Below are 13,985 nucleotides of genomic sequence, written 5' to 3' on the forward strand. Positions count from 1 at the left end.
ATTATAGAGAATTTTGATATAATGAAATGAGTAAGAACAGAGGAAGAAAATTAATGAAGAAATTGAGATTTATTTTTTTAGTCCTGCTATTTTTCTTAGCTAGACCAGAGAGTGCAATGGCTAGTGATGGTACTTGGCAAGGAAAACAATACCTGAAAGCAGACGGCAGTCAAGCAGCCAATGAGTGGGTCTTTGATGCTCATTATCAATCTTGGTTTTATATAAAAGAAGATGCCAACTATGCTGAAAATGAATGGCTAAAACAAGGTGAAGACTATTTTTACCTCAAATCTGGTGGCTATATGGCTAAGTCAGAATGGGTAGAAGACAAGGGAGCCTTCTATTATCTTGACCAAAATGGAAAGATGAAAAGAAATGCTTGGCTAGGAGCTTCCTATGTCGGTGCAACAGGTGCCAAAGTAATAGAAGACTGGGTCTATGATTCTCAATACGACGCTTGGTTTTACATCAAAGCAGATGGACAACACGCAGAGAAAGAATGGCTCCAAATTAAAGGGAAGGACTATTATTTTAAATCTGGTGGTTATCTACTGACAAGTCAGTGGATTGACCAGGCTTATGTGAATGCCAGTGGTGCCAAAGTACAGCAAGGTTGGCTTTTTGACAAACAATACCAATCTTGGTTTTACATCAAAGAAAATGGAAATCATGCTGATAAAGAATGGATTTTCGAAAATGGTCACTATTATTATCTAAAATCTGGTGGCTATATGGCAGCCAATGAATGGATTTGGGATAAGAAGTCATGGTTTTACCTCAAGTCTGATGGTAAAATGGCTGAGAAAGAATGGGTATACGATGCTAAAAGCCAAGCCTGGTACTACTTCAAATCTGGTGGCTACATGGCGAAAAATGAGACTGTAGATGGTTATCAGCTTGGAAGCGACGGTAAATGGCTTGGAGAAAAAGCTACAAATGAAAATGCTGCTTATTATCAAGTCGTACCTGTCACAGCAAATGTTTATAATGCAGATGGTGAAAAGCTCTCCTATATATCGCAAGCTAGTGTCGTCTGGCTAGATAAGGATAGAAAAAGTGATGACAAGCGCCTGGCTATTACTATTTCTGGTTTGTCAGGCTATATGAAAACAGAAGATTTACAAGCACTAGATGCTAGTAAGGACTTTATCCCTTATTATGAGAGTGATGGACACCGTCTTTATCACTATGTGACTCAGAATGCTAGTATCCCAGTAGCTTCTCATCTTTCTGATATGGAAGTAGGCAAGAAATATTATTCGGCAGATGGGCTGCATTTTGATGGTTTTAACCTTGAAAATCCCTTCCTTTTCAAAAATTTGACAGAGGCTACAAACTACAGTGCTGAAGACTTGGATAAGGTATTTAGTCTGTTAAATATTGACAATAGTCTCTTGGAAAATAAGGGAGCCACCTTTAAGGAAGCCGAAGAACATTACCATATCAATGCCCTCTACCTCCTTGCCCATAGTGCCTTAGAAAGTGACTGGGGAAGAAGTAAGATTGCCAAAGATAAGAATAATTTCTTTGGAATTACAGCCTATGACACAACACCTTACCTTTCTGCCAAGACATTTGATGATGTGGATAAGGGAATTTTAGGTGCAACCAAGTGGATTAAGGAAAATTATATCGATAGGGGTAGAACTTTCCTTGGAAATAAGGCGTCTGGTATGAATGTGGAATATGCCTCTGACCCTTATTGGGGCGAAAAAATTGCTAGTGTGATGATGAAAATCAACGAGAAACTAGGTGGCAAAGATTAGTCCTATAATTGGATATGATTTGAGTGAATATTATGTTAAAAATCCTGATTTCAAGTAAAATCAGGATTTTTTCATGGATGCAATTTTTTCGGGATCTGGTGTGACACGGAGGGTCTTTTGTCCGGTATAGGTTACAAAGCCGGGTTTTCCACCAGTCGGTTTGTTGAGTTTCTTGATTTCAATCATATCTACCTGAACCAGATTTGACAGGCGCCCTTGAGAGAAGTAGGCAGCTAACTCTGCTGCGTCTGTCTTGACTTCATCAGATGGGTCAAGATTTCCTGAGATGACAACATGGCTTCCAGGAATGTCCTTGGCATGGAACCAAAGTTCCTCCTTGCGTGCCATTTTAAAGGTTAGCTCCTCGTTTTGTAGGTTGTTTCGGCCGACATAGATGATGGTTTTGCCATCGCTTGCTAGATACTGTTCTGGTTTTTTACGTTTTTGGGTTTTCTCCCGCTGTCTTCTGCGGATAAAACCAGTTTGAATCAATTCTTCACGGATTTCAGCGATTTCTTCCAGTCCAGCTTGGTTGAGGACGGTTTCTACACTTTCCAGATAGAGAATGGTTGCCTTGGTTTCCTCAATCAGATCAGTCAAGTATTTGACAGCTTCTTTGAGTTTCTGATACCGTTTAAAATAGCGTTGGGCATTCTGGTTGGGTGTTAGAGCTTTATCCAGCGCAATTGTGACAGGTTGATTAGTGTAGTAGTTGTCTAGGATAACCTGGTCTTGGTCGTTAGGCACTTGGTGGAGGAAGGTTGTCAGCAATTCTCCTTTTTGACGAAATTCTTCAGCGTTGTCTGTCGCCAGTAACTCTTTTTCTTGTTTTTTAAGCTTATGACGATTTTTTTGAAGTTCATTTTCAACACGGCGAATGAGTTCACTGGCTTGCTGTTTGACACGGTCGCGCTCAGCCTTATCCTTGTAGTAGGTGTCCAACAAATCAGAAAGACTGGTAAATGGTTCTCCCATCTGATTTGCAAAAGGAACTGGGCTGAAGGAAGTCTCAGTCAAGCATGGTTTGGTTTCCTGATTGAAAAAGTTTCGGAAAGCGGAAAGTTTTTCACTAACCAGTATCCTTTCCAATTCATTTGCCGTATCGCGTCCCAGACCTTGAAAGAGGATTTGAAGGTTTTTAGCTGTCGTTTCCTGTGTTTGTAGGATTTCAAAGAGCTTTTCATCCTTGATCGTAAAAGGATTGAGAGATTCCGTACCTGGCGGAGCGATATAGGTCGACCCAGGAAGCAAGGTGCGGTAGCTATTTTGTGAAAAGCCGACGTGTTTGATAACTTCGAGGATTTTATGACTGCTTTTATCGACCAGTAGAATATTACTGTGTTTACCCATAATCTCGATAATCAAGGTAGCCTGGATATGGTCTCCAATCTCGTTTTTATTGGAAACTGTCATTTCCACAATACGGTCATTTTCCACTTGCTCGATCGACTCAATCAGGGCACCCTGCAAATATTTTCTCAAAACCATGATAAAGGTAGAGGGTTGGGCTGGATTTTCAAAAGTTGTTTGGGTCAGCTGAATGCGTCCAAAAACAGGATGGGCAGAAAGGAGCAGGCGATGGCTTTGGCGATTGCTGCGGATTTGCAAGACTAATTCTTGTTCAAAAGGCTGATTGATTTTCTGGATGCGACCATTCACTAACTCTCTTCGCAATTCCTCAACCATGTGGTGTAAAAAAAATCCGTCAAATGACATCGTTCTCTCCTTGTGATTGTATTCCATAGTATTATATCAAAAAGGTAGAATAAAATCATGGAAATGTGGTATAATAAAGCCAAGTAAAGAGAAACGAGAAGCACATGTATATTGAAATGGTAGATGAAACTGGTCAAGTTTCAAAAGAAATGTTGCAACAAACCCAAGAAATTTTGGAATTTGCAGCCCAAAAATTAGGAAAAGAAGACAAGGAAATGGCAGTCACTTTTGTGACCAACGAGCGTAGCCATGAACTCAATCTAGAGTACCGTGACACCGACCGTCCGACAGATGTTATCAGCCTTGAGTATAAACCAGAGTTGGAAATTGCCTTTGATGAGGAAGATTTGCTTGAAAATCCGGAATTGGCAGAGATGATGTCTGAGTTTGATGCCTATATTGGGGAACTATTCATCTCTATCGATAAGGCTCATGAGCAGGCCGAGGAATATGGCCATAGCTTTGAGCGTGAGATGGGCTTCTTGGCAGTACACGGCTTTTTACATATCAACGGCTATGATCACTACACTCCGGAAGAAGAAGCGGAGATGTTCGGTTTACAAGAAGAAATTTTGACAGCCTATGGACTCACAAGACAATAAACGAAAATGGAAAAATCGTGACCTGATATCCAGTTTAGAATTTGCCCTCACAGGAATTTTTACTGCCATCAAGGAAGAACGCAATATGCGAAAACATGCAGTGACGGCTCTTGTAGTCATTCTTGCAGGTTTTGTTTTTCAGGTGTCACGAATCGAATGGCTCTTTCTCCTATTGAGCATTTTCTTGGTAGTAGCCTTTGAAATTATCAACTCTGCTATTGAAAATGTGGTGGATTTGGCCAGTCACTATCACTTTTCCATGCTGGCTAAAAATGCCAAGGATATGGCGGCTGGCGCGGTATTGGTGGTCTCTCTTTTCGCAGCCTTAACAGGCGCATTGATTTTTCTCCCACGAATCTGGGACTTAATATTTTAAACAGTAAGAGGAAATTATGACTTTTAAATCAGGCTTTGTAGCCATTTTAGGACGCCCCAATGTTGGGAAGTCAACCTTTTTAAATCACGTTATGGGGCAAAAGATTGCCATCATGAGTGATAAAGCGCAGACAACGCGTAACAAAATCATGGGGATTTACACCACTGATAAGGAGCAAATCGTTTTTATCGACACACCAGGGATTCACAAACCTAAAACGGCTCTCGGAGATTTCATGGTTGAGTCTGCCTACAGTACCCTTCGCGAAGTGGATACCGTTCTTTTCATGGTGCCTGCTGATGAAGCGCGTGGCAAAGGGGACGATATGATTATCGAACGCCTCAAGTCTGCCAAGGTTCCTGTGATTTTGGTGGTGAATAAAATCGATAAGGTCCATCCAGACCAGCTCTTGTCTCAGATTGATGACTTCCGAAATCAGATGGACTTCAAGGAAATCGTTCCAATCTCAGCTCTTCAAGGGAATAACGTCTCTCGTCTAGTGGATATTTTGAGTGAAAATTTGGACGAAGGTTTCCAATATTTCCCGTCTGATCAAATCACAGACCATCCAGAACGTTTCTTGGTTTCAGAAATGGTTCGCGAGAAAGTTTTGCACCTAACTCGTGAAGAGATTCCGCATTCTGTTGCAGTAGTTGTGGATTCTATGAAACGAGACGAAGAGACAGACAAGGTTCACATCCGTGCAACCATCATGGTCGAGCGCGATAGCCAAAAAGGGATTATCATCGGTAAAGGTGGTGCTATGCTTAAGAAAATCGGTAGCATGGCCCGTCGTGATATTGAACTCATGCTAGGAGACAAGGTCTTCCTAGAAACATGGGTCAAGGTCAAGAAAAACTGGCGCGATAAAAAGCTAGATTTGGCTGACTTTGGCTATAATGAAAAAGAATACTAAGTAGAGGTGGGCTCATGCCTGCTTCTTGTTTTTACAGAAGGAGGACTTATGCCTGAATTACCTGAGGTTGAAACCGTTCGACGTGGCTTGGAAAAATTGATTATAGGAAAGAAGATTTCGAGTGTAGAAATTCGCTATCCCAAGATGATTAAGACAGATTTGGACGAGTTTCAAAAGGAAGTACCTGGTCAAGTTGTTGAGTCAATGGGACGTCGTGGCAAGTATTTGCTTTTCTACCTGACAGACAAGGTCTTGATTTCCCATCTGCGGATGGAGGGCAAGTATTTTTATTATCCAGATCAAGTGCCAGAACGCAAGCATGCCCATGTTTTCTTTCAGTTTGAGGATGGTGGCACGCTTGTTTATGAGGATGTTCGCAAGTTTGGTACTATGGAACTCTTGGAGCCTGACCTTTTAGACGCCTATTTTATTTCTAAAAAATTAGGTCCTGAACCAAGCGAACAAGACTTTGATTTGCAGGTCTTTCAAGCTGCCCTATCCAAGTCTAAAAAGCCTATCAAATCCCATCTTTTAGACCAGACCTTGGTAGCTGGACTTGGCAATATCTATGTGGATGAGGTTCTCTGGCGAGCTCAGGTTCATCCAGCTAGACCTTCCCAGACTTTGACAGCAGAGGAAGCGACTGCCATTCATGACCAGACTATTGCTGTTTTGGGCCAGGCTGTTGAAAAAGGTGGTTCCACCATTAGGACCTATACCAATGCCTTTGGTGAAGATGGAACCATGCAGGATTTTCATCAGGTCTATGATAAGACTGGTCAAGAATGTGTACGCTGTGGTACCATCATTGAGAAAATCCAACTAGGCGGACGAGGCACCCATTTTTGTCCTCAGTGTCAAAGGAGGGACTGATGGGAAAAATCATTGGAATCACTGGGGGAATTGCCTCTGGTAAGTCAACTGTGACAAATTTTCTAAGAAAGCAAGGCTTTCAAGTAGTGGATGCCGACGCAGTCGTCCACCAACTACAGAAACCTGGTGGTCGTCTGTTTAAGGCTCTAGTCCAGCACTTTGGGCAAGAAATCATCCTTGCAAACGAAGAACTCAATCGCCCTCTCCTAGCTAGTCTCATCTTTTCAAATCCTGAAGAACGGGAATGGTCTAGGATAACTCAAGGAGAGATTATCCGTGAGGAACTAGCTACGTTGAGAGACCAGTTTGCTCAGACAGAAGAGATTTTCTTCATGGATATTCCCCTACTTTTTGAGCAGGACTACAGCGCTTGGTTTGATGAGACTTGGTTGGTCTATGTGGACCGAGATGTCCAAGTAGAACGCTTAATGAAAAGGGACCACTTGTCCAAAGATGAAGCTGAGTTTCGTCTGGCAGCCCAGTGGCCTTTAGAGAAAAAGAAAGATTTGGCTAGCAAAATTCTTGATAATAATGGCGATCAGAGTCAGCTTCTAACTCAAGTGCTTACCTTTCTTGAGGGAGGTAAGCAAGATGACAGAGATTAACTGGAAGGATAATCTGCGTATTGCCTGGTTTGGTAATTTTCTGACAGGAGCCAGTATTTCCTTGGTTGTGCCTTTTATGCCCATCTTTGTGGAAAATTTAGGTGTAGGGAGTGATCAAGCTGCTTTTTATGCAGGCTTAGCTATTTCTGTCTCTGCTATTTCCGCGGCGCTCTTTTCTCCTATCTGGGGGATTCTTGCTGACAAATACGGCCGAAAACCCATGATGATTCGTGCTGGGCTTGCCATGACCATTACTATGGGAGGCTTATCCTTTGTCCCAAATATCTATTGGCTAATCTTTCTTCGTTTACTGAATGGTGTATTTGCGGGTTTTGTTCCCAATGCAACAGCTCTGATAGCCAGTCAGGTTCCCAAGGAGAAATCAGGCTCTGCCTTAGGTACTTTGTCTACAGGCGTAGTTGCAGGTACTCTAACTGGTCCCTTTATCGGGGGATTTATTGCAGAATTATTTGGCATTCGTACAGTTTTCCTACTGGTTGGTAGTTTTCTGTTTTTAGCTGCTGTTTTGACTATTTGCTTTATCAAGGAAGATTTTCAACCAGTAGCCAAGGAAAAGGCCATCCCAACAAAGGAATTATTTACATCAGTTAAATATCCCTATCTTTTGGTCAACCTCTTTCTGACCAGTTTTGTCATCCAATTTTCTGCCCAATCAATCGGCCCTATCTTAGCTCTGTATGTACGTGATTTAGGCCAGACAGAGAATCTTCTTTTTGTATCTGGTTTGATTGTATCCAGTATGGGCTTTTCCAGTATGATGAGTGCAGGAGTCATGGGAAAGCTAGGTGACAAGGTGGGCAACCATCGCCTCTTGGTTGTAGCCCAGTTTTATTCAGTTATCATCTATCTCCTCTGTGCCAATGCCTCTAGCCCCCTCCAACTAGGACTCTATCGTTTCCTCTTTGGCTTGGGAACTGGTGCGCTGATACCTGGGGTCAATGCCCTTCTCAGCAAGATGACGCCCAAAGCTGGTATTTCGAGGGTCTTTGCCTTCAATCAGGTATTCTTTTATCTGGGAGGTGTCGTTGGGCCCATGTCAGGTTCTGCAGTAGCAGGTCAATTTGGCTACCATGCAGTATTTTATGCGACAAGCCTTTGTGTTGCCTTTAGTTGTCTCTTTAACCTTCTTCAATTTCGAACATTATTAAAAGTAAAGGAAATCTAGTGCGAGTAAAAATTAATCTCAAATGCTCCTCTTGTGGCAGTATCAATTACCTAACCAGTAAAAATTCAAAAACCCATCCAGACAAGATTGAGGTTTTAAAGTATTGTCCCAAGGAAAGAAAAGTAACCCTACATCTTGAATCTAAGTAGATTTTATGGTAAAATAATAGGGATTTTAAGGAGTTTGATATGTATAACCTATTATTAACCATTTTATTAGTATTATCTGTTGTGATTGTGATTGCGATTTTCATGCAACCAACCAAAAACCAATCCAGCAATGTATTTGATGCCAGCTCAGGTGATTTGTTTGAACGCAGTAAAGCACGCGGTTTTGAAGCTGTAATGCAGCGTTTGACAGGGATTTTAGTCTTTTTCTGGCTAGCCATTGCCTTAGCATTGACGGTATTATCAAGTAGATAAGAAAATAATGGGCAGGACTAGGTCTTTGCCTCTTTTTATTTTTAAAAGATATTTGAGAAGGTTTTACAGTAAAAGAAAATAAAAAATCTAGAAAGAAAATATGAAAGATAGAATAAAAGAATATTTACAAGACAAGGGAAAGGTGACTGTCAATGACTTGGCTCAGGCTTTGGGAAAAGACGGGGCCAAGGATTTTCGTGAGTTGATTAAAACCTTGTCCTTAATGGAAAGAAAGCACCAGATTCGCTTTGAAGAAGATGGCAGTCTGACATTAGAAATTAAGAAAAAACATGAGATTACCCTCAAGGGGATTTTTCATGCCCATAAAAATGGCTTTGGCTTTGTTAGTCTGGAAGGCGAGGAGGACGACCTTTTTGTAGGGAAAAATGATGTCAACTATGCTATTGATGGTGATACCGTCGAGGTAGTGATTAAGAAAGTCGCTGACCGCAATAAGGGAACAGCAGCAGAAGCCAAAATTATTGATATCCTAGAACACAGTTTGACAACAGTTGTCGGGCAAATCGTTCTGGATCAGGAAAAGCCTAAGTATGCTGGCTATATTCGTTCAAAAAATCAGAAAATCAGTCAACCGATTTATGTTAAGAAACCAGCCCTAAAATTAGAAGGAACAGAAGTTCTCAAAGTCTTTATCGATAAATACCCAAGCAAGAAACATGATTTCTTTGTCGCGAGTGTTCTCGATGTGGTGGGACACTCAACGGATGTCGGAATTGATGTTCTTGAGGTCTTGGAATCAATGGACATTGTATCCGAGTTTCCAGAAGCTGTTGTTAAGGAAGCAGAAAGTGTGCCTGACGCTCCGTCTCAAAAGGATATGGAAGGTCGTCTGGATCTAAGAGATGAAATTACCTTTACCATTGACGGTGCGGATGCCAAGGACTTGGACGACGCAGTTCACATCAAGCCTATGAAAAATGGCAATCTGGAACTCGGAGTTCACATCGCAGATGTTTCCTACTATGTGACCGAGGGTTCTGCCCTTGATAAGGAAGCCCTTAACCGCGCGACTTCAGTCTATGTAACAGACCGAGTGGTGCCAATGCTTCCAGAACGATTGTCAAATGGCATCTGCTCTCTCAATCCCCAAGTTGACCGTCTGACCCAGTCTGCCATTATGGAGATTGATAAACATGGTCGTGTGGTTAACTATACCATTACACAAACAGTTATCAAGACCAGTTTTCGTATGACCTATAGCGATGTCAATGATATCCTAGCTGGCGATGAAGAAAAGAGAAAAGAATATCATAAAATTGTTCCTAGTATCGAACTCATGGCTAAGCTCCATGAAATTTTAGAAAACATGCGTGTGAAACGTGGTGCCCTCAATTTTGATACCAATGAAGCTAAGATTTTAGTGGATAAACAAGGTAAGCCTGTTGATATCGTTCTTCGTCAGCGTGGCATTGCAGAGCGCATGATTGAGTCCTTCATGTTGATGGCCAATGAAACAGTTGCTGAGCATTTTAGCAAGCTGGACCTACCTTTTATCTATCGAATTCACGAGGAGCCTAAGGCTGAAAAGGTTCAGAAGTTTATTGATTATGCTTCGAGTTTCGGTATTCGAATCTATGGGACTGCTAGTGAAATGAGTCAAGAGGCACTTCAAGATATTATGCGAGCAGTTGAGGGAGAACCTTATGCGGATGTATTGTCCATGATGCTTCTTCGCTCCATGCAGCAGGCTCGCTATTCTGAGCACAATCACGGCCACTATGGACTAGCTGCTGACTATTATACTCACTTTACCAGTCCGATTCGTCGTTATCCAGACCTTCTTGTTCACCGTATGATTCGTGATTACGGCCGTTCTAAAGAAATGGCCGAGCATTTTGAGCAAGTGATTCCAGAGATTGCGACCCAGTCTTCTAACCGTGAGCGTCGTGCTATCGAGGCTGAGCGTGAAGTCGAAGCCATGAAAAAGGCTGAGTATATGGAAGAATACGTGGGCGAAGAGTACGATGCGGTTGTGTCTAGCATTGTTAAATTCGGTCTCTTTGTTGAATTGCCGAATACAGTTGAGGGTTTGATTCACATCACTAATTTACCTGAATTTTATCATTTCAATGAGCGTGATTTGACCCTGCGTGGGGAGAAATCGGGTACAACCTTCCGTGTAGGTCAACAGATTCGTATTCGGGTTGAAAGAGCGGATAAGATGACTGGTGAAATCGACTTCTCTTACATCCCAAGTGAGTTTGATGTGATTGAAAAAGGCTTGAAACAAGCTGGTCGCAAAGACAGAGGGCGTGGTTCAAATCGTCGTTCAGATAAGAAGGAAGACAAGAGAAAATCAGGACGCTCAAATGATAAGTGCAAGCATTTACAAAAAGACAAGAAGAAAAAAGGGAAGAAACCTTTTTACAAGGAAGTAGCTAAGAAAGGAGCCAAGCATGGCAAAGGGCGAGGGAAAGGTCGTCGCACAAAATAAAAAGGCGCGCCACGACTATACTATCGTAGATACGCTAGAGGCAGGGATGGTCCTGACTGGAACTGAAATCAAGAGTGTGCGAGCAGCTCGAATCAATCTCAAGGATGGCTTTGCTCAAGTGAAAAATGGGGAGGTCTGGTTGAGCAATGTTCATATCGCTCCTTACGAAGAGGGAAATATCTGGAACCAGGAACCAGAACGCCGTCGCAAACTCTTGCTCCATAAAAAGCAAATTCAAAAATTGGAACAAGAGACTAAAGGAACAGGAATGACCCTGGTTCCTCTTAAAGTCTATATCAAAGATGGTTACGCTAAACTCCTTTTAGGTCTAGCTAAAGGGAAGCATGACTATGACAAACGGGAGTCTATCAAACGACGTGAGCAAAACCGCGACATCGCGCGTGTTATGAAAGCTGTTAATCAGCGATAAAAAGAGGAATGAAGATGGAAAAACTAGTTGCCTATAAACGCATGCCTTTGTGGACTAAAGAAACCATGCCAGAGGCTGTTCAGCAGAAACACAATACCAAGGTTGGGACTTGGGGCAAGATTACTGTCTTGAAGGGAGCTCTCAAGTTTATTGAATTGACAGAAGATGGTGAGGTTTTAGCTGAGCACCTCTTTGAAGCAGGAGCAGACAATCCAATGGCGCAACCTCAAGCCTGGCACCGAGTGGAGGCTGTAACAGACGATGTGGAATGGTATTTGGAGTTTTATTGTAAACCTGAGGATTATTTCCCTAAGAAATACAATACCAATCCTGTTCATTCAGAGGTCTTAGAGGCCATGCAGACAGTAAAATCAGGGAAAGCCTTGGATTTGGGCTGTGGTCAAGGCCGTAATGCACTCTTTCTAGCCCAGCAAGGTTTTGATGTGACGGCTGTGGATCAAAATGAACTGGCCCTTGAAATCTTACAAAGCATTGTGGAGCAGGAAGACTTGGACATGCCTGTTGGTCTTTACGATATCAATTCAGCTAGTATTGGACAAGAGTATGATTTCATCGTTTCGACAGTAGTTCTGATGTTTCTGCAAGCAGACCGCATTCCTGCAATTATCAAAAATATGCAGGAGCATACCACGGTCGGTGGCTATAATCTTATCGTCTGTGCCATGGACACGGAGGATTATCCTTGCTCAGTGAACTTCCCATTCACCTTTAAAGAGGGAGAATTGGCTGAATACTACAAGGATTGGGACTTGGTCAAGTACAATGAAAATCCAGGCCATTTGCACCGTCGCGATGAGAATGGTAATCGTATTCAACTACGCTTTGCGACCATGCTAGCTAAGAAAATTAAATAAACATGAATGAAGATTAGGAATTTTTCTGATCTTTTTTTTCTTTTTTTACGAATAGATAAGATAGAAGAATTGACAAAAATACGCATTATAAGTATAATTTTAGCTAGAAAGGTGACAATGAATGCCAATCACAGGTAAGGAAATGGTAAAATTAGCTCTTGCAAATGGATGGATTGAAGTTCGTAAGAGAGGAACTCATCATCATTTTAAGAAAGAAGGAGTTCCCTATCTTGTCACTATTCCAGTTCACGGTAATGATGATCTAGGAAAAGGGTTAGAGAGAAAAATATTAAAAGATTTGGGATTGTAGTTGATTTGGAAATTGTGGAGGTGTATTATGCTAAAATCTTATCCTGCTATTTTTCATAGAGAAGGCACTGGATACTGGGTTGAATTTCCTGAATTTGGAGGTGGGACAGAGGGAGCAACGCTTGAACTTGCAATGAAAAATGCTCGGGAAATGCTTGAGAGTGTTTTAGCTTCTTATATTGATGAAGGACTGGATTTGCCTACTCCTAGTGACATTTCTATGTTGAAAGCTCCTGATGGATTTGTGACTTTGATTCAAGTCAATCCCTTGCCTTTCGTGAAGAATAATAAAGCGATTAGAAAAAATGTTACGGTTCCAGAGTGGCTAGTCAGACTTGCAGATCGTGAGAAAGTGAACTATTCTGAAGTGTTGACACAAGCTCTTGAAAGTCGCTTGCAACTCTAAAATTATAGAATGATGAAGATTAGGAATTTTCCTGATCTTTTTTCTTTTTTTCGAATAATATAGAAAAGGAGGGAAATCATGTTTGTTGCGAGAGATGCTAGGGGAGAGTTGGTAAATGTGTTAGAGGCTAAGCTTGAGAAGCAAGAATACACCTGCCCAGCTTGTGGAGGGCAACTCCGTTTGCGTCAAGGACCAAGTGTCCGAACCCATTTTGCCCACAAATTCCTAAAAGACTGTGATTACTCCTTTGAAAATGAAAGTCCAGAACATCTGGCAAATAAAGAATCACTTTATCACTGGTTGGAAAAAGAGGCAGAGGTGCAATTAGAATACCCTCTTCCAAAGCTTAAACAGATTGCAGATGTATTTGTAAATGGCAATCTAGCTCTAGAAGTTCAGTGTAGTCCCTTGCCTCAAAAAATTCTTAAAGAGCGTAGTGAGGGCTATCGTAGTCAGGGTTACCAAGTACTGTGGTTGCTGGGTCAAAAACTGTGGCTCAAGGAGCGTTTGACTCGTCTGCAACAAGGTTTTCTCTATTTCAGTCAAAACATGGGATTTTATGTTTGGGAAGTAGACAAGGAAAAACAAGTTTTAAGGCTTAAATATCTCATCCACCAGGATCTCCGAGGCAGACTCTATTATCAAATCAAGGAATTTCCCTATGGTCAAGTTAGTCTACTGGAGATATTACGTCTTCCCTATAAGAAACAAAAAATATCTAGTTTTAGTGTTTCTCAGGATAAGGACATCTGTCGTTATATCCGGCAACAACTGTATTATCAAAATCCTATTTGGATGAAAGAACAAGCAGAAGCCTATCAAAAGGGGGAAAATCTCCTGACTTATGGGCTGAAAGAATGGTATCCACAAATTCGACCACTAGTAGGTGATTTTTGCCAAATTGAGCAAGATTTGACTAGCTATTATAAGCATTTTCAAACCTATTACCAACAAAATCCTCAAAATGATTGGCAAAAGCTTTATCCACCAGCCTTTTATCAGCAATATTTCTTAAAAAATATGGTAGAATAGAAAGGATGGAGGAATC

16 protein-coding genes are annotated in these 13,985 nt (G+C 41.6%); 15 read left to right on the forward strand and 1 reads right to left on the reverse strand.

What is annotated here, in order from left to right; translation table 11 throughout:
• The first annotated feature begins 53 nt into the window (after positions 1 to 53).
• On the forward strand, positions 54 to 1,766 hold the full coding sequence (locus tag HT720_RS01090) for a glucosaminidase domain-containing protein (RefSeq protein WP_173274458.1): 1,713 nt from the start codon (positions 54 to 56) through the stop codon (positions 1,764 to 1,766).
• A 60-nt stretch (positions 1,767 to 1,826) separates the two neighbouring features.
• Here the strand turns inward: HT720_RS01090 and pavA are convergent, their stop codons facing one another.
• Positions 1,827 to 3,482: an Rqc2 family fibronectin-binding protein PavA gene (gene pavA / locus HT720_RS01095; RefSeq protein WP_173274459.1), complete on the reverse strand. Its 1,656-nt coding sequence runs from the start codon at positions 3,480 to 3,482 to the stop codon at positions 1,827 to 1,829.
• A 104-nt stretch (positions 3,483 to 3,586) separates the two neighbouring features.
• Here pavA and ybeY point away from each other — a divergent pair, with 104 nt between their 5' ends.
• From ybeY to HT720_RS01165, 14 genes are all read left to right on the forward strand, one after another.
• Positions 3,587 to 4,084 (forward strand): rRNA maturation RNase YbeY, encoded by a 498-nt coding sequence (ybeY, locus tag HT720_RS01100; protein ID WP_000275156.1) that lies wholly within the window; start codon positions 3,587 to 3,589, stop codon positions 4,082 to 4,084.
• Positions 4,065 to 4,460, forward strand: coding sequence for a diacylglycerol kinase (locus tag HT720_RS01105; RefSeq protein ID WP_000378165.1), 396 nt, complete (start codon positions 4,065 to 4,067; stop codon positions 4,458 to 4,460). Before ybeY ends, HT720_RS01105 begins: the two co-directional genes overlap by 20 nt.
• A gap of 16 nt (positions 4,461 to 4,476) precedes the next feature.
• Positions 4,477 to 5,376, forward strand: coding sequence for a GTPase Era (gene era, locus HT720_RS01110; protein ID WP_173252983.1), 900 nt, complete (start codon positions 4,477 to 4,479; stop codon positions 5,374 to 5,376).
• Positions 5,377 to 5,424: 48 nt separating this feature from the next.
• A complete protein-coding gene (gene mutM, locus HT720_RS01115) occupies positions 5,425 to 6,249 on the forward strand; it encodes a DNA-formamidopyrimidine glycosylase (protein ID WP_173252982.1) in 825 nt (274 codons plus the stop codon).
• Positions 6,249 to 6,854 (forward strand): dephospho-CoA kinase, encoded by a 606-nt coding sequence (coaE, locus tag HT720_RS01120; protein ID WP_173252981.1) that lies wholly within the window; start codon positions 6,249 to 6,251, stop codon positions 6,852 to 6,854. The genes mutM and coaE overlap by 1 nt, the downstream gene beginning before the upstream one ends.
• Positions 6,841 to 8,040 carry a multidrug efflux MFS transporter gene (locus HT720_RS01125; protein WP_173274460.1) on the forward strand — a complete coding sequence of 400 codons (1,200 nt, stop codon included), beginning with the start codon at positions 6,841 to 6,843 and terminating at the stop codon, positions 8,038 to 8,040. The genes coaE and HT720_RS01125 overlap by 14 nt, the downstream gene beginning before the upstream one ends.
• A complete protein-coding gene (rpmG, locus tag HT720_RS01130; RefSeq protein ID WP_001809104.1) occupies positions 8,040 to 8,189 on the forward strand; it encodes a 50S ribosomal protein L33 in 150 nt (49 codons plus the stop codon). Before HT720_RS01125 ends, rpmG begins: the two co-directional genes overlap by 1 nt.
• 39 nt (positions 8,190 to 8,228) lie before the next feature.
• Entirely contained in the window at positions 8,229 to 8,462 is a 234-nt protein-coding gene (gene secG, locus HT720_RS01135) for a preprotein translocase subunit SecG (RefSeq protein ID WP_000282517.1), read from the forward strand.
• 100 nt (positions 8,463 to 8,562) lie between these two features.
• Positions 8,563 to 10,917 carry a ribonuclease R gene (gene rnr, locus HT720_RS01140; RefSeq protein ID WP_173274461.1) on the forward strand — a complete coding sequence of 785 codons (2,355 nt, stop codon included), beginning with the start codon at positions 8,563 to 8,565 and terminating at the stop codon, positions 10,915 to 10,917.
• Positions 10,880 to 11,347 (forward strand): SsrA-binding protein SmpB, encoded by a 468-nt coding sequence (smpB, locus tag HT720_RS01145; protein ID WP_001051750.1) that lies wholly within the window; start codon positions 10,880 to 10,882, stop codon positions 11,345 to 11,347. The genes rnr and smpB overlap by 38 nt, the downstream gene beginning before the upstream one ends.
• 14 nt (positions 11,348 to 11,361) lie before the next feature.
• A complete protein-coding gene (gene tehB, locus HT720_RS01150) occupies positions 11,362 to 12,222 on the forward strand; it encodes an SAM-dependent methyltransferase TehB (protein WP_173274462.1) in 861 nt (286 codons plus the stop codon).
• 121 nt (positions 12,223 to 12,343) lie between these two features.
• Positions 12,344 to 12,532 carry a type II toxin-antitoxin system HicA family toxin gene (locus HT720_RS01155; protein ID WP_166731323.1) on the forward strand — a complete coding sequence of 63 codons (189 nt, stop codon included), beginning with the start codon at positions 12,344 to 12,346 and terminating at the stop codon, positions 12,530 to 12,532.
• 27 nt (positions 12,533 to 12,559) lie between these two features.
• A complete protein-coding gene (locus HT720_RS01160) occupies positions 12,560 to 12,937 on the forward strand; it encodes a type II toxin-antitoxin system HicB family antitoxin (protein ID WP_173274463.1) in 378 nt (125 codons plus the stop codon).
• Between the two features lie 78 nt (positions 12,938 to 13,015).
• Positions 13,016 to 13,969 carry a competence protein CoiA family protein gene (locus tag HT720_RS01165; RefSeq protein ID WP_173252977.1) on the forward strand — a complete coding sequence of 318 codons (954 nt, stop codon included), beginning with the start codon at positions 13,016 to 13,018 and terminating at the stop codon, positions 13,967 to 13,969.
• The last annotated feature ends 16 nt before the right edge of the window (positions 13,970 to 13,985 follow it).

Origin of the sequence: Streptococcus sp. 68 (genome assembly GCF_013277415.1) — a bacterium.
GTDB lineage: Bacteria > Bacillota > Bacilli > Lactobacillales > Streptococcaceae > Streptococcus.